This window comes from Bradyrhizobium iriomotense (genome assembly GCF_018129405.1).
Taxonomy (GTDB): domain Bacteria; phylum Pseudomonadota; class Alphaproteobacteria; order Rhizobiales; family Xanthobacteraceae; genus Bradyrhizobium; species Bradyrhizobium iriomotense_B.
The window spans coordinates 47,729-67,411 of the sequence record NZ_JAFCLP010000005.1 but is presented as its reverse complement, the minus strand read 5'-3'; the positions used below and the strand labels follow the sequence as shown (position 1 = coordinate 67,411).

17 protein-coding genes are annotated in these 19,683 nt (G+C 65.5%); 6 read left to right on the top strand and 11 right to left on the bottom strand.

Annotation, left to right across the window (positions count from 1 at the left end):
* Nucleotides 1-10 precede the first annotated feature (10 nt).
* From JQ592_RS13880 to trxA, 5 genes are all read left to right on the top strand, one after another.
* Entirely contained in the window at nucleotides 11-328 is a 318-nt protein-coding gene (locus JQ592_RS13880; protein ID WP_211403405.1) for a PilZ domain-containing protein, read from the top strand.
* A 142-nt stretch (nucleotides 329-470) separates the two neighbouring features.
* Nucleotides 471-1,193 carry a nucleotidyltransferase family protein gene (locus tag JQ592_RS13875; RefSeq protein WP_211403404.1) on the top strand — a complete coding sequence of 241 codons (723 nt, stop codon included), beginning with the start codon at nucleotides 471-473 and terminating at the stop codon, nucleotides 1,191-1,193.
* 176 nt (nucleotides 1,194-1,369) lie between these two features.
* Nucleotides 1,370-4,516 carry a double-strand break repair protein AddB gene (addB, locus tag JQ592_RS13870; protein WP_211403403.1) on the top strand — a complete coding sequence of 1,049 codons (3,147 nt, stop codon included), beginning with the start codon at nucleotides 1,370-1,372 and terminating at the stop codon, nucleotides 4,514-4,516.
* Complete coding sequence (gene addA / locus JQ592_RS13865; RefSeq protein ID WP_211403402.1) at nucleotides 4,510-8,019, top strand: double-strand break repair helicase AddA; 3,510 nt, start codon at nucleotides 4,510-4,512, stop codon at nucleotides 8,017-8,019. The genes addB and addA overlap by 7 nt, the downstream gene beginning before the upstream one ends.
* A 69-nt stretch (nucleotides 8,020-8,088) precedes the next feature.
* The gene (gene trxA, locus JQ592_RS13860) at nucleotides 8,089-8,409 is read left to right on the top strand and encodes a thioredoxin (RefSeq protein ID WP_008540017.1); all 321 of its coding nucleotides are present in this window, start codon (nucleotides 8,089-8,091) and stop codon (nucleotides 8,407-8,409) included.
* A 77-nt stretch (nucleotides 8,410-8,486) separates the two neighbouring features.
* Here the strand turns inward: trxA and JQ592_RS13855 are convergent, their stop codons facing one another.
* The 5 genes from JQ592_RS13855 to trpA all read right to left on the bottom strand — a co-directional run bounded on the left by JQ592_RS13855 (nucleotide 8,487) and on the right by trpA (nucleotide 13,073).
* Entirely contained in the window at nucleotides 8,487-8,915 is a 429-nt protein-coding gene (locus JQ592_RS13855; protein WP_211403401.1) for an SRPBCC family protein, read from the bottom strand.
* An 85-nt stretch (nucleotides 8,916-9,000) separates the two neighbouring features.
* A complete protein-coding gene (locus tag JQ592_RS13850) occupies nucleotides 9,001-9,741 on the bottom strand; it encodes a metallophosphoesterase family protein (protein ID WP_211403400.1) in 741 nt (246 codons plus the stop codon).
* Nucleotides 9,742-9,844: 103 nt separating this feature from the next.
* A complete protein-coding gene (locus JQ592_RS13845; RefSeq protein ID WP_211403399.1) occupies nucleotides 9,845-11,188 on the bottom strand; it encodes a bifunctional folylpolyglutamate synthase/dihydrofolate synthase in 1,344 nt (447 codons plus the stop codon).
* Nucleotides 11,185-12,126, bottom strand: a complete 942-nt coding sequence (gene accD / locus JQ592_RS13840) for an acetyl-CoA carboxylase, carboxyltransferase subunit beta (protein WP_211403398.1) — start codon at nucleotides 12,124-12,126, stop codon at nucleotides 11,185-11,187. The genes JQ592_RS13845 and accD overlap by 4 nt, the downstream gene beginning before the upstream one ends.
* A gap of 110 nt (nucleotides 12,127-12,236) precedes the next feature.
* Nucleotides 12,237-13,073: a tryptophan synthase subunit alpha gene (gene trpA, locus JQ592_RS13835; RefSeq protein WP_211403397.1), complete on the bottom strand. Its 837-nt coding sequence runs from the start codon at nucleotides 13,071-13,073 to the stop codon at nucleotides 12,237-12,239.
* A 72-nt stretch (nucleotides 13,074-13,145) separates the two neighbouring features.
* Here trpA and JQ592_RS13830 point away from each other — a divergent pair, with 72 nt between their 5' ends.
* A complete protein-coding gene (locus JQ592_RS13830) occupies nucleotides 13,146-13,490 on the top strand; it encodes an endonuclease domain-containing protein (protein WP_211403396.1) in 345 nt (114 codons plus the stop codon).
* Between the two features lie 79 nt (nucleotides 13,491-13,569).
* On the opposite strand, the gene trpB is transcribed toward JQ592_RS13830, so the two are convergent.
* The 6 genes from trpB to rpsA form a co-directional block, all read right to left on the bottom strand.
* On the bottom strand, nucleotides 13,570-14,787 hold the full coding sequence (gene trpB / locus JQ592_RS13825) for a tryptophan synthase subunit beta (protein ID WP_211403395.1): 1,218 nt from the start codon (nucleotides 14,785-14,787) through the stop codon (nucleotides 13,570-13,572).
* Nucleotides 14,784-15,455, bottom strand: a complete 672-nt coding sequence (locus JQ592_RS13820; protein ID WP_211403394.1) for a phosphoribosylanthranilate isomerase — start codon at nucleotides 15,453-15,455, stop codon at nucleotides 14,784-14,786. The genes trpB and JQ592_RS13820 overlap by 4 nt, the downstream gene beginning before the upstream one ends.
* Nucleotides 15,456-15,521: 66 nt before the next feature.
* Nucleotides 15,522-15,914, bottom strand: a complete 393-nt coding sequence (locus JQ592_RS13815; RefSeq protein WP_211403393.1) for a lipopolysaccharide assembly protein LapA domain-containing protein — start codon at nucleotides 15,912-15,914, stop codon at nucleotides 15,522-15,524.
* A gap of 71 nt (nucleotides 15,915-15,985) precedes the next feature.
* Nucleotides 15,986-16,291, bottom strand: a complete 306-nt coding sequence (locus tag JQ592_RS13810; RefSeq protein WP_008539997.1) for an integration host factor subunit beta — start codon at nucleotides 16,289-16,291, stop codon at nucleotides 15,986-15,988.
* 171 nt (nucleotides 16,292-16,462) lie between these two features.
* Nucleotides 16,463-17,443, bottom strand: a complete 981-nt coding sequence (sppA, locus tag JQ592_RS13805; protein WP_211403392.1) for a signal peptide peptidase SppA — start codon at nucleotides 17,441-17,443, stop codon at nucleotides 16,463-16,465.
* A gap of 406 nt (nucleotides 17,444-17,849) precedes the next feature.
* On the bottom strand, nucleotides 17,850-19,556 hold the full coding sequence (rpsA, locus tag JQ592_RS13800; RefSeq protein WP_027576919.1) for a 30S ribosomal protein S1: 1,707 nt from the start codon (nucleotides 19,554-19,556) through the stop codon (nucleotides 17,850-17,852).
* Nucleotides 19,557-19,683 lie beyond the last annotated feature (127 nt).

The window sequence follows — 19,683 nt, the reverse complement described above, 5'->3', positions numbered from 1 at the left end:
AGCGGGGCAGATGGCGGTAAAGACGGATCAGCGCGGCAACAGCCGGGTTGTTTTCGAACGCGGGATACCGGCCCAGATGATGGGAATCGACGGCACCTGGCGGCGCGACTGCACCATGGAGGACGTCTCCGCGAGCGGCGCCAAGCTGACCATCGACGGTTCGGTCGAAGGCCTGCATCTGAAGGAATTCTTTCTGCTGCTGTCGTCCACCGGCTTGGCATACCGGCGCTGCGAACTGGCCTGGGTCAATGGTGACCAGATCGGCGTCAATTTCCTCAAGGTCGGCGACAGGAAGAAAAAGGCGCGTTCCACCGCCGTTGGGGCGTAACGGCAACACCCGTCGTACAACCGTCACGGCGGGTGGTTAAGGCGGGTTCAGACGCGGTGCGGCTGATGAAGTCCCGTGCTAGAATTTGCTGCAAACGCGAAACCAGTGGGTCCGAGACAGAAGAGTTCTGAGAAGGCAAAGGATGTCCGTCAAGCCGACCAAAGCCATGGTGCTCGCCGCAGGGTTCGGCCTGCGCATGCGTCCGTTGACGGATAAGATGCCGAAGCCGATGGTGCCGGTGGCAGGCCAGCCGCTGCTCGACCACGTGCTCGACAAGCTCGGCCACGCCGGCGTAAGCGAGGCGGTGGTCAACGTGCACTATCTGCCGGACCAGATCATCGACCACGTCGCATCGCGTCAGCTTCCGCGCGTGACCATTTCGGACGAGCGCGACCAAGTGCTCGGCACCGGCGGCGGCGTGGTCAAGGCGCTGCCGCTGCTCGGCGATGCGCCGTTCTTCCACGTCAATTCCGACACGCTGTGGATCGACGGCGTGCGCTCCAATTTGACGCGCCTTGCCGAAAACTTCGACCCTGAACGCATGGACATCCTGCTGCTGATGGCGCCGACAGCGACCAGCATCGGCTATAGCGGCCGCGGCGATTACGGCATGCTGCCCGACGGCGCCTTGCGCAAGCGCAAGGAGAAAGAGGTTGTCCCGTTCGTCTATGCCGGCGCTGCGATCATGTCGCCGACGATCTTTGCCGATGCGCCGCAGGGCGAGTTCTCGCTGACCAAGATGTTCGACCGTGCCAACGAGCAGGAGCGGCTGTTCGGCCTGCGGCTCGACGGCGTCTGGATGCATGTCGGCACGCCCGATGCGGTGCACGCCGCGGAAGAGGCGTTTCTGGAGAGTGTGGCGTAAGCCTCCCCGTCATTCCGGGGCGCGCGCAAGCGCGAACCCGGAATCTCGAGATTCCGGGTTCGATGCTTCGCATCGCCCCGGAATGACAGTGGGAGAGCGGGGAAAGACCTCACCCGCACCCATGACCATTCGAGCCCGCCTGCCTATATTGCCCTGATTCCCGAATCAGGCAGCCCATGCGCGTTTTCAGCGTTCCCATCTCAGTTCCGTTCCTGCGCACGGTCGTCACGGCCCTGCTCGACGGCCGGCTGGTCGAGGGATTCGAGGCGCGTAAGGAACCGGCGCGGCTCGCCGACGCCACGCTGTATCTGCCGACAAGGCGCGCGATGCGCGTCGTCCGCGAGATCTTACTCGACGAGATGAAGGCGGACGCGGTGGTGCTGCCGCGCATCGTCGCTCTCGGCGACATCGACGAGGACGAGCTCGCCTTCGCCGACGAAGGCGAACAGTTTTCGAGCGCAACGCCACTCGACATTCCGCCACGGCTGGGCGAGCTGGAGCGACGGCTGACGCTGGCGCAGCTCGTCGCGGCCTGGGCCAAGGGCCCGGTGCTGGCGCCGCTGGTGGTCGGCGGTCCCGCCTCGACGCTGGCGCTGGCCGGCGACCTCGCACGTCTCATTGACGACATGGTCACGCGCGGCGTCGACTGGAGCGCGCTCGACGGCCTCGTGCCTGACAACCTCGATCGCTACTGGCAACACTCGCTCGAATTCTTGCGCATCGCGCGTATTGCCTGGCCCAATCATCTCGCGGAGATCAACCGGATCGAGCCCGCCGCGCGGCGCGATCTCCTGATTGCAGCGGAAGCGAGGCGCCTGACCGCGCATCCGAACGGGCCGGTGATCGCAGCAGGCTCGACCGGCTCGATGCCCGCCACCGCAAGATTCCTGCATGCGGTCGCCGCGTTGCCGCATGGCGCGGTCGTGCTGCCGGGTCTCGACACCGATCTCGACGACGATGCCTGGCGTACCATCGGCGGCGTGCGCGATGCGCTCGGCAAGTTCGCCGAGCATCCGGCCTCGAACCATCCGCAATATGCCATGCATACGCTGCTGCAGCGCTTTGGCATCAAGCGCAGCGATGTCGAGATCCTCCAGCCGCCGGCGGAAGGCGGTCGCGATCTGCTTGCATCGGAATCGATGCGGCCCTCTGCCAAGACCGAAGTCTGGCACGACCGGCTGAAGCAGCCTGATGTCGCCGCGAAGATCGCGGGCGGCATGACAAATCTCGCGGTCGTCGAGGCCCCCAACCCCGAGATGGAAGCGCTTGCGATCGCAATCGCCATGCGCGAGGCGCGGCATCTCGACAAATCGGCGGCGCTGGTGACGCCGGACCGCGCCCTGGCGCGGCGGGTGATGGCCGCGCTGACGCGATGGGATCTCGCGTTCGACGATTCCGGCGGCGACGTCTTGATAGAAACCTCCGCCGGCGTTTTCGCGCGGCTCGCGGCAGAGGCCGCGACCAAGGGATTGGAGCCGCCGACGCTGCTGGCGATGCTGAAGCATCCGCTGTGCCGGCTCGGCCGCGCGCCTGGCGCGTGGAAGGCAGCAATTGAGGGCCTCGAGCTTGCAGTGCTGCGCGGCACGCGCCCGCCTGCGGGCACCGCGGGACTCTTGCGCGAATTCAACCGTTTTCGCGACGAGCTGGCGAAGCTGTGGCGCAGCGAGGTCTCCGCGCTCCACAAAGCCGAGCCCCGCGCCCGTCTCAAGGCCGAGGATCTCGATCGCATCCAGACGCTGGTCGACGCCCTGCAAAAAGCGTTGGCGCCGATCGAGAGCCTGCCGCCATCAAAACCATATGACTTCGCCGAGCTCGCGCACCGGCACCGCGAGATCATGATTGAGCTGTCGCGCGACGAGCAGGGCATCCCGCTAGCCTTCGAGGAGCGCGAAGGCCTCGCGCTCGCCGGCGCCTTCGATGATCTCCTGCGCGGCGGCACGACCAGCGGCTTGATGGTGCCGCTGCCCGACTATCCCGACGTGTTCCAGACCGCGTTCGGCGACCGTGCGGTGCGGCGGCGCGACAGGCCGGGCGCGCGTCTGCAAATCTACGGTCCGCTGGAATCGCGCCTGATGCAGGCCGACCGCGTCATCATCGGCGGCCTGATCGAGGGCGTCTGGCCGCCGGCCCCGCGCATCGATCCCTGGCTGAGCCGGCCGATGCGGCACGAGCTCGGGCTCGACCTGCCGGAGCGGCGTATCGGCCTGTCCGCCCATGACTTCGCGCAACTGCTCGGTGGCGACGAAGTGATCCTCACCCATTCCGCCAAGGCCGGCGGCGCGCCGGCGGTGGCTTCGCGCTTCCTGCATCGGCTGGAGGCGGTCGCGGGCGACGAGCTCTGGAAGGGTGCCATCCGCGCCGGCGAAAAATACGTGCAGTTCGCAGGCGCGCTGGACCAGCCAGACGAGGTCAGGCCGATCAAGCAGCCGGAGCCGCGGCCGCCGCGCGCGACGCGGCCGACAAGCATGTCCGTCACCGCGATCGAGGACTGGCTGCGCGATCCCTACACGATCTACGCAAAGTATATCCTGAAGCTCGCTGCGCTCGACCCCGTCGACATGCCGCTGTCGGCCGCAGACCGCGGCTCGGCGATTCACGATGCGATCGGCGAATTCACGGAAGTCTATGCGACGCGTCTGCCCGCCGATCCCGCCCGCGTGCTGCGCGCGATCGGCGAGAAGCATTTCGCGCCGCTGATGGAGCGGCCCGAGGCCCGGGCGCTGTGGTGGCCGCGCTTCCAGCGCATCGCGCGCTGGTTCGGCGAATGGGAGCAGGTGCGCCGCGACGTGGTCGAGGCGATCACGGCGGAAACCCATGGCGAGATCTCGATCACGCTCGACAACAACCGCAGCTTCCGTCTCTCCGCTCGCGCCGACCGCATCGAGCGGCGCCAGGGCGGCTCCTATGCCATCCTCGACTACAAGACCGGCCAGCCGCCGACCGGCAAGCAGGTCCGCATGGGCCTATCGCCGCAGCTGACGCTGGAGGCCGCGATCCTGCGCGAGGGCGGTTTCCCGGATATCGACGCCGGCGCCTCCGTGAGCCAGCTCGTCTATGTGCGCCTGAGCGGCAACAATCCGCCGGGCGAGGAGCGCATCCTCGAGCTCAAGTACAAGCAGGGCGACGAACCACAGCCGCCGGATACGGCGGCCGCCGAAGCGCGCGCCAAGCTCGAGGCGCTGATCCGCGCCTTCGAGGACGAGAATCAACCCTACACCTCGCTGAACCTGCCGATGTGGACGAACCGCTACGGCGCCTATGACGACCTCGCCCGGATCAAGGAATGGTCCGCAGCCGGCGGCCTGGGGATCGAGGAATGGTGAAGCTGCCGCGTCCCATCCCGGATGAAGTGCGCGCGCGGCAGGCGCGTGCGTCCGATCCGACCGCGTCGGCCTTCGTCTCGGCCAATGCCGGCTCGGGCAAGACGCATGTGCTGGTGCAGCGCGTGATCCGCCTGCTGCTGTCGGGCGTGCCGCCGGAAAAGATCCTCTGCATCACCTTCACCAAGGCCGCTGCCGCCAACATGGCGGAGCGCGTGTTCACCACGCTCGGGCACTGGGTGACGCTCGACGATGATGCGCTCAAGAAGGCAATTGTCGCGGTTGGCATTCCGCACCCCAACGCAAAGCTGTGCCGCGAGGCGCGAAAACTGTTCGCCTGCGCGCTGGAGACGCCGGGCGGGCTGAAGGTGCAGACCATCCACGCGCTGTGCACGCGTCTGCTTCAACAGTTTCCATTCGAGGCCAATGTGCCGGCGCGTTTTTCCGTCATCGACGAGCGCGACCAGACCGACATGATGGAGCGCGCCAATCTGAAAGTGCTGCTGGAAGCCGCGCGTGACCCTGAGAGCGTCACCGGCCGTGCGCTGCTGACGGCGATGGCAAGCGCCGCCGACGTCACCTTCAAGGAGGTCGTGCGCGAGGCCTGTCTGAGCCGCGATCATTTCATGGCCTGGACCGACGAGGCCGGTAACGCGGAAGCGGCCGCGGCACAGATGGCTGCGGTGCTCGGCGTTGACGCTGCCGACCGCATCGAGGACGTCGAGACGGACATTCTGGATGGTCCATTCCTGCCGCGCTCGCGGTGGGACGACATCGCCTTTGCGCTGGAGGACGGCAGCAAGTCCGACAACGACCAAGCTGGCCGGCTGCGCGAGGCCAAGGTGTTTTCCGGCAGCGCGCAGGTCGACGCCTATCTCTGCGTCTTTCTCACCGACGAAAAACTGCCGCGCAAGGCGGTGCTGACCAAGAAATTTTGCGACAACAACCCGTCCGTCGCGCGTCTGTTCGAAGCCGAGGTGCAGCGCCTCGGCGGATTGATCGAGAAGCGCCGCGCGGTGACCATGCGCGACCGCACCGCGGCTTTGCTGCACATCGCGACGGCCGCCGCCGCCAACTACCGTCGCGAGAAGCAGGAGCGCGGCCTGCTCGACTACGACGACCTGATCGACAAGACGCTGGCGATGTTGAATCGTATCTCCTCGGGCTGGGTGCACTACAAGCTCGATCGTGGCGTCGATCACGTCCTGATCGACGAGGCGCAGGATACGAGCCCCCGGCAATGGGACATCGTCGCGCACATCATCTCGGAGTTCACCGCCGGCGAAGGCGCGCGGGAGGGGCTGAACCGCACCATCTTCGCGGTCGGCGACGAGAAGCAGTCGATCTTCTCGTTCCAGGGCGCAGCTCCGCACGAGTTCGACGCACGCCGGCGCGAGCTGCACCGCAGGTTCACTGCAGCCGGGCTGAAATTCGATCCGGTCGCCTTCACCTATTCGTTCCGCTCGGGCGCCGCGATCCTGCACTCGGTCGATCACGTCTTCCGCGAGCCCCAGATCTACAAGAGCATCCATTCGGTCGAGATCGGTCATCCCCTGCACAACGCACTCGCCGACGCGGGCCCCAGCGTGATCGAGCTGTGGGATCTGGCTGAGGCCGACGACAGGCAGGAGATCGAGGGCTGGCGCGCGCCGTTCGACGGCGTCGCCGTCACCAGCCCCGAGGTCAAGCTTGCCCGGCGCATCCAGGCCGAGATCAAGCGGCTGGTCGAGAGCGGCACGCTGACGGGCCACGAGGGCGAGCGCCGCCCTCTGCGCTATGGCGACATGCTGATCCTGGTGCGCCGGCGCGGCAACGCGTTCGACGCCGTGATCCAGGCGCTGAAGCACGCCGGCATTCCCGTCGCCGGTGCCGACCGGCTCAAGCTCACCGAGCATATCGGTATCATCGATCTGATGAACCTTGCGGATGCGCTGCTGCTGCCGCAGGACGATCTCGCCCTTGCGGTGGCGCTGAAGAGCCCGCTGTTCGGACTCGATGACGACGATCTGTTCCAGCTCGCCTGGGATCGCAAGGGATCGCTGCGCCGTGCACTCGGCGAGCATGCGGCTACAAGCGAGAAATTCGCGACCGTGCTGCGGCGTCTTGAAGCCTGCGAAATTCGTGCGCGCGAGGAGACGCCGTTCGCCTTCTACGCCTGGCTGCTTGGCGGTGACGGCGGCCGTGCCCGCATCCTGCGCCGGCTCGGCCACGAAGCCAATGACGCGCTCGACGAATTCCTCGAACTCGCGCTGAACTATGAGCGCAAGGCGCCAGCCTCGCTGCAGGGCTTCATGGCCTGGCTGCGCTCGGCCGACACCGAGGTGAAGCGCGACATGGAGATCTCGCGCGACGAGGTGCGGGTCATGACGGTGCACGGCGCCAAGGGCCTGGAAGCGTCCGTCGTGTTCATGGTCGACACCACGTCGTCGCCCGCGGACTCGCAGCGGCTGCGACTGATCCAGGTGCCGCGCGGCAATGGCGGCGAGGTCGTGGTCTGGGCCGGCCGCAAGGCGGACGATCCCAAGCCGGTCGTCGAGGCGCGCAAGGCCATGATCGAGGAGACCGAGGACGAGTATCGCCGCCTGCTCTATGTCGCGATGACCCGCGCGGCCGACCGGCTGATCGTCGGCGGCTGCATGCCAGGCAACATGAGGACGGTGCGCAAGCTGAGCTGGTACGATCTCATCGACACCGGGCTCGCCGGCTCGGACCTCGACAAGCAGACGATCGAGACGCCGCTCGGCAAGGTCACGCGATTCGCCCGGCCGGAGGATGTTGCGGCGCTGGGCACGCCGGCGACGTCAGTGCACCAGACCATCGCGCTGCCGGACTGGCTGCGGACACCGGCACCGCGCGAGACCATCGACGACGATGCCGTGCGCCCGTCCGGCCAGTCCGCCGAGGAGGACCGCAGCGTGCGGACAGGCGAATCGGTGCAGTCGAGGGCGCTGGCGCTGCAACGCGGCACGCTGGTGCACCGCCTGCTGCAATCCCTGCCCGACATCGCCCTTGAGCGCCGGCGCGAGGCGGCGCTCGGCTTCATGACGCGCAACGCCGCGGACTGGCCGGAGGCCGACCGCATTGCACTGGCCGACAGGGTGCTCGCTCTGATCACCGAGCCGCGTTTTGCCCCGGTCTTTGCCGCCGGCAGCCGGGCGGAGGTCGCCATTGCCGGCCGGCTGGAGCGGCCGGGCCGACCGCCGGCGCTGGTGTCGGGGCAGATCGACCGGCTGGTCGTGCGGTCGGACGAGGTTTTGATCGTCGATTTCAAGACCAACCAGGCGGCTCCCAGGAGCGCCGCCGAGGCGCCCGCGGCCTATGTCCGGCAGCTTGCGCTTTACCGGGCGGTGCTGGCGCGGCTTTATCCCCAAAAGCCCATCCGCGCGGTCCTGCTCTGGACCGAGACCCTTGAATATATGGAGATTTCAGCCCCCGCGCTGGACGCGGCGCTGGCATCCCTTCATCTCGGTGTGAGCGTCCTTGACCCGGCAAGGAGCCGTTCATAGGTTCACCCCATGATCCCGGGCGCGATTCCCAGTCGCGCCGATTCTCTTTCAACCGAGTGAGGTACTCCAATGGCCGTTAGCAAGGTTTCCGACGCCGATTTCGAAGCCGAAGTGCTCAAGGCGAACGGCCCCGTGGTCGTCGATTTCTGGGCCGAGTGGTGCGGCCCCTGCCGCATGATCGCACCCGCTCTCGACGAGATCGCCGGCGCGATGGGCGACAAGGTCAAGATCGTGAAGCTCAACGTCGACGAGAGCCCGAAGACCGCGTCGAAGTACGGCGTGATGTCGATCCCGACCCTGATGATCTTCAAGGGCGGCGAGATGGCCTCCCGCCAGGTCGGCGCGGCGCCGAAGGCGAAGCTGCAGCAGTGGATCACGTCGGCGGTCTGATCCGCGTCGCCACTTGCGATAGTTTTTTTGAGAACGGCCGGCAAAGTGCCGGCCGTTTTATTTTTTGTCGGCGGCAATCATGCCGATCTCGTTTCGGCGAGTTTGGCGAGACTGGCCAGAACATCGGGAAAGTCCGACGCGACGGCCGGACCGATTTCGGCAGCTTGCGGGCCTTTGGCGTCGACGGCATAGACGATGCGCGTGCGCGCCGATCCGAGCGGCTCGATGCGATGGTCGACCTTGATGACGAGGTCGCCGACCCGCGTCTCGTCGACGAAGCACACGTTCTCGCGGACCTCGATCAGTTGCGAGCGTAGCGTCTCCTCGCCGGGGGGCTTCATCGTGAACCAGGTGCCGGCCGCAAACGGCCCATCGATATCGATCTGCTCGATGCCTGCGTTCCAGGTTTTCCAGCCGGGGACATCGCGAAAGATGCTCCAGATCGTCTCGGCGGTTGCAGACGTCTCGATCGCATATTCGTCTCGCCAGGCCTGTCCGTCGTCCATTGCGCGCTCCCTCTTCGATATCTACGCTTATAACAAGCGCACTTATCACGAAGTCAAACCCCAGTCCGGATGGAGCAAAGCGGCGCTACTTGATCCAGCCCGTCGCCAGCGCATTCGCCAGCTCCGGCTGATCGTTGCGGCGTGCCAGCGCGGCCATCGCCTCATGATCGTAGGCTACGTGACGAAACGTCACCTGCCACCCGCCAACTGTTGGCTCAAGAATCGCATAGCGCGCATCTGGCGTGCCGGCTTCGACGACGTGCGGGAACGGATGCTTGTCGCGATAGCCGGGACTACCGACGCTGCCGGGATTGACGATCAGCCGGCCATCACGCAGCTGCACGGCGCGGGCGAGATGGGTGTGAGCACAGAGGATCAGCGATTGGGTGATGCCTTGCGCGAAATGCTCGATGCGATCGAGCGGCGATAGCGCGACCGTGCCGTCGGGGTGCACGGTATCGAGCCAATAGATCTCGTCATTCTTTGGCGTCGCATGGCAGAGAAAGACCTGGTCGCGGAACACGCGCGTCATCGGCTGCGCGCGCAGCCAGTCGAGTTGCGCGCTATTGAGCTGCGCGTGCGCGGGACGGTCCCAGGAGCCCATCTTTTCCGGGGGCCGGTCGAGCAGATAGCGGTCGTGATTGCCGAGCACATGCACGGCATCGAGCTGCATCAGGATCTCGACGGTGCGGCGCGCATCGAGCGGGCCGCTCAGCATGTCGCCGAGATTGACGATGTCGGCAATGCCGTGGGCGCGGATATCGGCGAGCACCGCCTCCAGCGCGAGGTAATTTCCGTGGACGTCGGCGATCGCGGCAAAACGCATTGGGATTCCCGTAGCCCGGATGGAGCGAAGCGTAATCCGGGGCCTTCATCGCTTGTGGCACGATTCCCGGATTGCGCTTCGCTCCATCCGGGCTACACAACCCCTATGCAGGAGGCGTGCCGTTGAGCCCGAGCACGTGGCCGGCAAGATAGAGCGAGCCGGTGATCAGGATGCGCGGCGGCACCTCGTAAGCCAGCTTCGACAAGGCGCGCAGCGCGGCCTCGATCCCCGGCGCGATCTCGACACGCATGCCGAGGCTGCGCGCGGCGTCGGCGAGACGGTCGACCGGCATCGCGTTCTCGGTGTCGGGGATCGGCATCGCGATGATGTGGCGGGTGAGGCCGGCGAAATTGGCGAGAAAGCCTTGCGCATCCTTGTTGGCCATCATGCCGGCGATGACAACCAGCGGCCGCGACACCCGCTCCTCGAGATCGCCGAGCGCGGCCGCCGCGACGCGCCCGCCCTCCGCATTGTGGCCGCCGTCGAGCCAGATCTCCGAGCCCTGTGGTCCCCACGAGAGCAGCTTGCCCGCGGTGATGCGCTGCATCCGCGCCGGCCATTCGGCACTGACGATGCCGGCCTCGAAGGCGGCCTGGTTGATCTTGAAGGTCGGAATCGCACGCAGCGTCGCGATCGCAAGACCGGCATTATCGAACTGGTGGCGGCCGAACAGGCGCGGCGCGGCGAGATCCATCAGGCCGCGGTCGTCGGAATAGACCAACCGCCCGTGCTCGACATTGACGTGCCAGCTTTCGTTCGCAGCGAACAGCGGCGCACGCATGCGCTTCGCCTGCGCCTCGATCACGGCCATCGCCTCCGGCAACTGCTCGGCCGAGATCACGGGCACACCGCGCTTGATGATCGCCGCCTTCTCGCCGGCGATCGACGTCAGGGTGGGCCCAAGGAAATCCATGTGGTCCATGCTGACCGGCGTGATGACGCAGGCCGCAGGCGTGTCGACCACATTGGTCGAATCGAGCCGGCCGCCGAGCCCGACTTCCAGCAGCACGGCATCGGCCGGGTTCTGCGCGAACAGATGAAACGCCGCCGCGGTCTTCAGCTCGAACACGGTCGCGGGCTCGCCCGCATTGACGCGCTCGACCTCCTCCAGTGCGGCGCGCAGCTCGTCGTCACCGACGAGAACGCCGCCACCGACGCGGCCAAGCCTGAAGCATTCGTTGATGCGGACGAGATAGGGCGAGGTGTAGGTGTGGACGCGCAGGCCGGCAGCCTCCAGCGTCGCGCGCAGATAGGCGACCGTCGAGCCCTTGCCGTTGGTGCCGGCGACGTGGATCACCGGCGGCAGCTTGCGTTCAGGGTGGTCCAGCCGCTCGAGCAGGCGGTGCATCCGCTCGAGCCCGAGATCGATGCGCTTCTGATGCAGGGCCGACAGCCGCCCGATCACGTCGTCGAGCGGTGTCTTTGCACTGTCAGAGGAGGCGTTCACGCGTGCGGCGCGGCCGGCGCCGTCTCGGCGGCCGATACGATCTGCGCGGGGCTCGTCACCGGCTGCGCCGGCTTCGATGCGCCTTCCTGCGCCGGCGCCTTGGTCAGCAGGCGGCAGAGCCGCGCCAGGGTCGGGCGCAGATCGTGGCGATGCACGACCATGTCGACCATGCCGTGCTCTTTCAGGTACTCGGCGCGCTGGAAACCCTCAGGCAGCTTCTCGCGGATGGTCTGCTCGATCACGCGCGCGCCGGCAAAGCCGATCAGCGCGCCGGGCTCGGCGATCTGCACGTCGCCCAGCATCGCGTAAGAGGCGGTGACGCCGCCGGTGGTCGGGTTGGTCAGCACGACGATGTAGGGCAGCTTTGCCTCGCGCAGCATCTGCACCGCGACGGTGGTGCGCGGCATCTGCATCAGCGACAGAATGCCTTCCTGCATGCGCGCGCCGCCCGAGGCCGCGAACACGATGAAGGGCGACTTCTTCTCGACCGCGAGCTCCAGCCCGCGCACGATGGCTTCGCCCGCGGCCATGCCGAGCGAGCCGCCCATGAAATCGAAGTCCTGCACCGCGACGACGACGGCGGCACCTTCGAGCTTGCCGTAGCCGACCTTGATCGCATCGTTGAGGTTAGTGCGTGCGCGGGCATCCTTGATGCGGTCGACGTATTTCTTCTCGTCGCGGAACTTGAGCGGATCGGGCGTGACGTCGGGCAGCGCGACATCGAACCAGGTCTCGTTGTCGAAGATCGACTTCAGACGCGCCAACGCGCCCATGCGCATGTGGTAGTTCGAGCCGGGGATGACGAACTGGTTGGCCTCGACGTCCTTGTAGAACACGAGCTGCCCGGAATCCGGGCACTTGATCCACAGATTCTCCGGCGTCTCCCGCCGCAGCATGTTGCGGATCTTCGGCCGGACCACATTGGTAAGCCAGTTCATGGTTTGCTCCGATGTGCGATCCCGCTGGGAATCGCCTGAAGGAATATATGGCGGCCGGGCCCCTGCCCGGCAAGCCGCCGTGTCGCCCGCCCCAGAAGCGGAATTTTGGCCTATTCGGCCGCTTGTTTCGCGCCCTTGACGCCCTGGGCCAGAGCCGCGGTCAGCTCGGCCACGGCGTTAACGGTCTTGGCGGTGGCTCGTCCCTCGGCATCGAGGCTGTTTTTGAGCGCATCGACCAGCGCGGTGCCGACCACCGAACCATCGGCCTTCTCGGCAATGGCGCGCGCCGCCTCCGGCGTGCGGATGCCAAAGCCAACGCAGATCGGCAGCTTGGTATGCCGCTTGATGCGCGCGACAGCTTCGCCAACGGCATTGGCGTCCGCCGCCGCTGCACCGGTGATGCCGGCGATAGAGACGTAATAGACAAAGCCCGACGTGTTCGCGAGCACCGCGGGCAGGCGCTTGTCGTCGGTGGTCGGGGTCGCGAGGCGAATGAAGTTCAGGCCCGCCTTCAGCGCGGGAATGCAGAGCTCGTCGTCTTCCTCCGGCGGCAAATCGACGATGATCAGGCCGTCAACGCCGGCCGTCTTGGCATCAGCCAGAAACTTGTCGACGCCGTAAATGTAGATCGGATTGTAATAGCCCATCAGCACCAGCGGCGTGACGTTGTCGTCCTTGCGGAAGTCGCGCACCAGTTCCAGCGTCTTCTTCAAGGTCATGCCGTTCTTGAGCGCGCGCAGACCTGCGGCCTGAATCGAGGGACCATCCGCCATCGGATCGGTGAAGGGAATGCCGAGTTCGATGACGTCGGCGCCTGCCTTGGGCAGCGCCTTGACGATATTGAGCGACGTCGTGAGATCGGGATCGCCGGCCATCACATAGGTGACGAAGGCCGAGCGACCTTGCTTCTTCAGCTCGGCAAAACGGGTGTCGATACGCGTGGTCATGTTTCCGCGGCCGCTGTGCTATACCTCTCCCCTCCGGGGAGAGGTCGGCTGCGAAGCAGCCGGGTGAGGGGGATGGAGAGGTTCAAGTCCAGAGCGCGAAGGCTCCGCGAGTCGCAGACGAGCGCCGAAGCGAAGCTTTGGCAAGCGTTGCGCAACCGGCAGCTCGCCCGCTGGAAGTTTCGCCGCCAGCATCCGGTCGACCGATATGTCGTCGATTTCGTGACGCTGGACGGGAAGCTCATCATTGAGGTTGACGGCGTCACGCATTCCAGCCCGACCGAAATCGAACGCGATAAGGCGAGGACCGAAGTCCTTGAGGCCTGCGGATTTCTCGTCCTTCGTATCTCGAATACGGACGTATATGAAAATCTCGAGGGTGTGCTCGAGCTCATCGAGACATCACTGAGGTTCGAGTGAGCGGAAAGTCCCCTCACCCGGCTGCTACGCAGCCGACCTCTCCCCAACGGGGAGAGGTGAAGAGAGTGCGATACCCGCCTCACTTGCTCTTGCCCCTCAGGATGTCGCCGACCTGCGGGACGTCCTTGTCGCCGCGGCCGGAGAGATTGACGACCATCAGGTGGTCTTTCGGCCGCTTCGGTGCGAGCTCCATCACCTTGGCGATGGCGTGCGCGGGCTCGAGCGCTGGGATGATGCCTTCGAGCTTCGACAGCAGCTGGAACGCAGCGAGCGCCTCGTCATCGGTCGCGGAGAGATAATTCACGCGGCCGACCTCGTGCAGCCAGGAATGTTCGGGGCCGATGCCGGGATAGTCGAGACCGGCCGAGATCGAATGCGCGTCCTGGATCTGGCCGTCCGCGTCCATCAGCAGATAGGTGCGGTTGCCGTGGAGAACGCCGGGACGGCCACCCGCGATCGACGCGGCATGCAATTGCGTGAGGCCATGGCCAGCGGCTTCAACGCCGAAGATCTCGACAGAGGAATCATCGAGGAACGGGTGGAACAGGCCCATCGCGTTGGAGCCGCCGCCGATGCAGGCGACCAGCGAATCCGGCAGGCGGCCCTCGACCTCCTGCATCTGCGCCTTGGTCTCGTTGCCGATGATCGACTGGAAGTCGCGCACCAGCGTCGGATAGGGATGCGGCCCCGCCACTGTGCCGATGCAGTAGAAGGTGTTGTGCACGTTGGTGACCCAGTCGCGCAGCGCCTCGTTCATCGCGTCCTTCAGCGTGCGCGTGCCGGACTGCACCGGGACCACCGTTGCACCCAGCATCTCCATACGGATGACGTTGGGCTGCTGCCGCTCGACGTCGACAGCGCCCATATAGACCACGCATTCGAGGCCAAAGCGCGCGCACAGCGTCGCGGTGGCGACACCGTGCTGGCCTGCGCCGGTCTCGGCGATGATGCGCTTCTTGCCCATGCGCCGCGCCAGCATGATCTGGCCGAGCACGTTGTTCACCTTGTGCGAGCCGGTGTGGTTGAGCTCTTCGCGCTTGAGGTAAATCTTTGCGCCGCCGAGATGCTCGGTCAGGCGCTCGGCGAAATAGAGCGGCGAGGGCCGGCCGACATAGTTCTTGAGATAGCCGTTCATCTCGGCCTGGAAGGCCGGATCGGCCTTGGCCGCGGTGTAGGCCTTCTCGAGATCGAGGATCAGCGGCATCAGCGTTTCGGCGACGAAGCGTCCGCCGAAAATGCCGAAATGGCCGCGCTCGTCGGGGCCGCTGCGATAGGAATTGGGTTTGGCGATGTTCATCGAACGCTCAACTCTTGACTTGCATCCTGGGTGGCGCGCGCGGCGCGAATGAAGGCCTGGATCATCTCGGGGTCCTTGACGCCGGGGGCGCTCTCGACGCCCGAAGACACGTCGACGCCGCCGGCGCGGGTGACGCGGAGCGCTTCCGCAACGTTGCCGGCGTCCAGCCCGCCCGAGACCATGTAGGGCAGTTTCAGATCGAGGTTTTCGAGCAGGTGCCAGTCGAAGGGGGCACCAAGGCCGCCGGGCCGCGTCGCATCCTTGGGCGCACGGGCGTCGAACAGGATGCGGTCGGCGACCGCGGCATAGCCGGGCAGCACGGCAAGATCGGTAGCGGTTGCGACCGGGACGGCCTTCATCACGGGGCGGCCGAACCTCTGCTTGATGTCGCGCAGCCGGGCGACGCTCTCCTTGCCGTGGAGCTGGAAAATGTCCGGCGACAGCGCGTCCATGATGTTGTCGAGCGTGGCGTCGTCGGCATCGACCGTGAGCGCCACTTTAAGCGCGCGCTGCTTCACCTGGCGGCCGAGGTCCCGGCCAAGCTCCAGAGAGAGATGCCGCGGCGACGGCGGAAAGAACACGAACCCCACCATGTCGGCGCCGGCGTCGAGCGCTGTTTGAAGCGTCTCGCGCGTGGACAGGCCGCAAATTTTGACGAGCAGGGACATGGTCTCAAAGCGGTGTAGCGGCCACAAGCTGCGGCCGGAAAACGGGGTTTTCGGTCGGGGCCGCTTCTACAACGTCGCGCGCTGCTTGTCTCGCCCGATGGGCCCGTAAAGGCCTACCCCCGAGGGAACGGGGAGGCGCTGCGTCTCGGGCCTTGCCGCGGCCACCTGGGCCCGCAGATCGGCCAGTTCGCCCCGCACAGCCCGGGCGTCGGCCTCATGCCGGCGCGCGGCACGCCGCCAGCGCCGCTGCCCGAACCAGACCGCGCAGCCGCCCGCCACGACGCCCAGCCCCGCCACCAGGATCAGGAGCAGGAACAGCGGCATGGTGGCGGAGAATGAGGGGTCGTCGGAGATAAAAGGATCGAAGGAGACCGTGACGAAATGCCGGTTGGCCACCGCAAAGGTCGCCAGGATCAGGCCCAGCGGAATCACGATCAGCGCGGTCAGGAACTTTCGCATCTGGCTTCGCTCGCCTTGAATCAAGCTGCCGGCCGCATCGCTCGCGACCGCAAAAAATCCTGGCGCCGGCCTCAGTCTGCCGCGCCGGGATCCGGATGGTCGCGGTTCAACCGCTCGCGCATTTCCTTGCCGGTCTTGAAGAACGGAACGCTCTTCTGGTCGACGGGCACATGGGCGCCGGTGCGCGGATTACGCCCGGCGCGTGCTGGGCGATGCTTGACCGAGAAGGCACCGAAGCCGCGCAGCTCGACGCGGTCACCGCGTGCGAGGGCCGCTACGATCTCTTCGAGAATCGCATTCACAATGTTCTCGACATCCCGCTGGTACAGATGCGGGTTGTGCTCGGCGATACGCTGAACAAGTTCGGATTTGATCATCGAGAGATAGGACCCGGAAGCGTGCGGATGACCATTTCCGTGAAAATACCGTGATCTGTCAAGACGCTAAATCAAGGTTGAGCGTCGTGAAATTGCGTGACAAATGCCGAAAAAGCGGGCTGTCCCGACACTCGCAGCGCGAGAAAAGCTTCGGGAACTCGCCCATCCCAGTCAGTTTGATGCGGCCGGTTGCCACAACGCCAGCATTCCATCCATTCCGAGCCGGTCAACGGCCTGCGCGACGCCGGTTTGCCCGATTTGATGCGCGATCGAGCCCAAACCAAGCGCTTCCAGCGTCACGGCGGCCGCGGTCTTGAGGAACGGCAGATCGCCAAAGCGCGGCTGGAGCTTGTAATCGCGAACGGGAAGCCCCTTCTTGACGCCCTTCTGCTCGACCAGCCAGGTCACCGCGGCCTTCTCGTCGCCGATCTGATCGATCAGCTTGAGATCGATTGCCTGGCGTCCGGTGAAGACGCGACCGTCGGCCACTTTCTCGAGCTGTGCGTCATCCATGCCACGCCTTTCCTTCACCAGTCCCTTGAACCAGGCGTAGGAGTCTTTCACGAGCGCATCGAGCGCGGCGCGCGCTTCGGGACTCGTCGGCTCGAAGCCGTTGGGCGCCGCCTTCAGCGGCGAGGATTTCACCTCCTCGACCTTGACGCCGATGGTCTTCAGGAGCTCGGTGACGTTGGGGTACTGGAACAGCACGCCGATCGAGCCGACCAGCGAGCTCTGCTGGGCGATGATGTGGTCGCTCGCGATCGCCGTGATGTAGCCGCCGGAGGCGGCGAGACCTTCGACCACGACGACGAGCGGCTTCTTCGCCTTGAGCCGCACGAGCGAGTCATAGAGCTGCTCGGAGCCGGCGGTGGTGCCGCCCGGCGAGTTGATGTGAACGATCACGGCGGCGGCCTGCGAATTCTCCAGCCGCTCCAGCGCCTGCGTGCGATCGGAATCGCTGCGGATCAGTCCCTCGATCTGAACCCGTGCGATCGAGCCGGCGGCCGCGAACGTGCCGCGCGCACCGGGTGTCGCGATCAGCGCAAAGCTCGCAATCGCCGCGATCACGATCAGCGCCGCCATGACACGCCAGAACGTCAGCTTGCGGCGGATCCTGCGGCGATCGACGATGATGTCCGAATCGAGCGACATCGGAATATCTCCAAATGAAAGGCCAGAGGCGTTGTGCCGTCACAACGTAAGCATTGGCTTGTCTGGATACATCAATTGCGGCGCAATTTGAAGAAATGAAGGCTGGGCCTGGTGGAGGCCGAGCCCCTGTCACACACTCCTCGTCATCCCGGACAAGCGCAGCAAAGCGGAGCGCTGATCCGGGATCCATACCCACAGGATTGAGTTTGGCGAAGACTTGGAGTTACCAGCCCGCGCCAAACCGCTCCCTGTGGCGTCGCGACGAGCGCAAGCGCTCGCGCGGGGGTCCCGGATCTACGCGCGCTTTGAGCGCGCTTGTCCGGGTCGACAGCGGAGTTCGTGGATGCCGCAATAAAAAAGCCCCGGCTTGCGCCGGGGCTTTGATGCAGCAAAACGGAAGTTTCGCTTACTTGTTGTCGCGGTTCTTGAGCGCGGTGCCGAGGATGTCGCCCAGCGTCGCACCCGAATCCGAGGAGCCGTACTGCGCGATGGCTTCCTTCTCTTCGGCGACTTCGAGCGCCTTGATCGACACCTGGACCTTGCGGGCCTTCTTGTCGAACTGGATCACGCGGGCATCGACCTTCTCGCCGACGGCGAAGCGTTCGGCACGCTGGTCGTTGCGGTCACGCGCGAGCTCCGAGCGCTTGATGAAGGTGGTGAAGTCGGTACCGGCGATCTTCACCTCGATACCGCTCTCCTTCACTTCGAGCACTTCGCAGGTCACGACCGCGCCCTTCTTGACATCGCCCGGCTCGGCGAAGGGGTCGCCTTCGAGCTGCTTGATGCCGAGCGAGATGCGCTCCTTCTCGACGTCCACATCGAGCACCACGGCCTTCACCATGTCGCCCTTCTTGTAGTTGTCGATCACCTGCTCGCCCGGAAGCTTCCAGTCGAGGTCGGAGAGGTGGACCATGCCGTCGACGTCGCCCTCGAGACCCAGGAACAGACCGAACTCGGTCTTGTTCTTGACCTCGCCCTCGACCACCGAACCGGTCGGGTGACCTTCGACGAAGACCTCCCACGGGTTGCGCATGGTCTGCTTGAGGCCGAGCGAGATGCGGCGCTTGACGGAATCGACTTCCAGCACCTGCACGTCGACTTCCTGCGAGGTCGACACGATCTTGCCGGGGTGCATGTTCTTCTTGGTCCACGACATCTCGGAGACGTGGATCAGGCCTTCGATGCCCGGCTCGAGCTCGACGAACGCACCGTAGTCGGTGATGTTGGTGACGCGGCCGGTGAAGCGGGCACCCAGCGGGTACTTGGCTTCGATGCCCTGCCACGGATCGTCCAACAGCTGCTTCATGCCCAGCGAGATGCGGTGCGTCTCGTGGTTGATCTTGATGATCTTGACCTTCACGGTCTGGCCGATCGAGAGCACCTCGGTCGGGTGGTTGACGCGGCGCCACGCGATGTCGGTGACGTGCAGCAGGCCGTCGATGCCGCCGAGGTCAACGAACGCACCGTAATCGGTGATGTTCTTGACCACGCCGTCGATGACCTGACCCTCTTCGAGGTTCTGCACCAGCTCCTGACGCTGCTCGGCGCGGGTCTCTTCGAGAACCGTGCGGCGGGAGACGACGATGTTGCCGCGGCGACGATCCATCTTGAGGATCTGGAACGGCTGCGAGTTGTTCATCAGCGGCGCAACGTCGCGGATCGGACGGATGTCGACCTGCGAGCGCGGCAGGAAGGCCACGGCACCGTCGAGGTCGACGGTGAAGCCGCCCTTGACTTGGTTGAAGATGACGCCGTTGACCTTCTCGTTGTTCTGGAACGCCTTCTCGAGCTTGCCCCAACTCTCTTCGCGGCGCGCCTTGTCGCGCGACAGCACGGCTTCGCCGAGGGCGTTCTCGATGCGATCGAGGAACACTTCCACCTCGTCGCCGACCTTGAGGTCAGAGTCACGGCCGGGGCCGGAAAATTCGCGAAGGGCAACGCGGCCCTCAGTCTTCAGGCCGACGTCGATGACGGCCATGTCCTTTTCAATTGCAACCACCTTGCCCTTGACGACGGAGCTTTCCTGCAGGTTGCCACCTGCGAAGGACTCGTCGAGCATCGCGGCGAAATCGTCACGCGACGGGCTATAGGTATCAGCAGAAGTCGAAGCCATTTGTTCTCCAGTTGCGGAAGTCTTGCCGGCCGTTGGGTTCATGGGCGCATCGCACACGCAGTGTCGGAAGGTCCGCAAGACCTTCGAGCGACCGCTCGTTGCTCCGACCCTAAAGGCGGAACAGCGG

Coding starts and splice junctions, on each gene's coding strand:
- JQ592_RS13880 (WP_211403405.1), top strand. CDS start 11: ATGGCGGTAAAGACGGATCAGCGCGGCAACAGCCGGGTTGTTTTCGAA.
- JQ592_RS13875 (WP_211403404.1), top strand. CDS start 471: ATGTCCGTCAAGCCGACCAAAGCCATGGTGCTCGCCGCAGGGTTCGGC.
- addB (WP_211403403.1), top strand. CDS start 1,370: ATGCGCGTTTTCAGCGTTCCCATCTCAGTTCCGTTCCTGCGCACGGTC.
- addA (WP_211403402.1), top strand. CDS start 4,510: ATGGTGAAGCTGCCGCGTCCCATCCCGGATGAAGTGCGCGCGCGGCAG.
- trxA (WP_008540017.1), top strand. CDS start 8,089: ATGGCCGTTAGCAAGGTTTCCGACGCCGATTTCGAAGCCGAAGTGCTC.
- JQ592_RS13855 (WP_211403401.1), bottom strand. CDS start 8,915: ATGGACGACGGACAGGCCTGGCGAGACGAATATGCGATCGAGACGTCT.
- JQ592_RS13850 (WP_211403400.1), bottom strand. CDS start 9,741: ATGCGTTTTGCCGCGATCGCCGACGTCCACGGAAATTACCTCGCGCTG.
- accD (WP_211403398.1), bottom strand. CDS start 12,126: ATGAACTGGCTTACCAATGTGGTCCGGCCGAAGATCCGCAACATGCTG.
- trpA (WP_211403397.1), bottom strand. CDS start 13,073: ATGACCACGCGTATCGACACCCGTTTTGCCGAGCTGAAGAAGCAAGGT.
- JQ592_RS13830 (WP_211403396.1), top strand. CDS start 13,146: ATGGAGAGGTTCAAGTCCAGAGCGCGAAGGCTCCGCGAGTCGCAGACG.
- trpB (WP_211403395.1), bottom strand. CDS start 14,787: ATGAACATCGCCAAACCCAATTCCTATCGCAGCGGCCCCGACGAGCGC.
- JQ592_RS13820 (WP_211403394.1), bottom strand. CDS start 15,455: ATGTCCCTGCTCGTCAAAATTTGCGGCCTGTCCACGCGCGAGACGCTT.
- JQ592_RS13815 (WP_211403393.1), bottom strand. CDS start 15,914: ATGCGAAAGTTCCTGACCGCGCTGATCGTGATTCCGCTGGGCCTGATC.
- JQ592_RS13810 (WP_008539997.1), bottom strand. CDS start 16,291: ATGATCAAATCCGAACTTGTTCAGCGTATCGCCGAGCACAACCCGCAT.
- sppA (WP_211403392.1), bottom strand. CDS start 17,443: ATGTCGCTCGATTCGGACATCATCGTCGATCGCCGCAGGATCCGCCGC.
- rpsA (WP_027576919.1), bottom strand. CDS start 19,556: ATGGCTTCGACTTCTGCTGATACCTATAGCCCGTCGCGTGACGATTTC.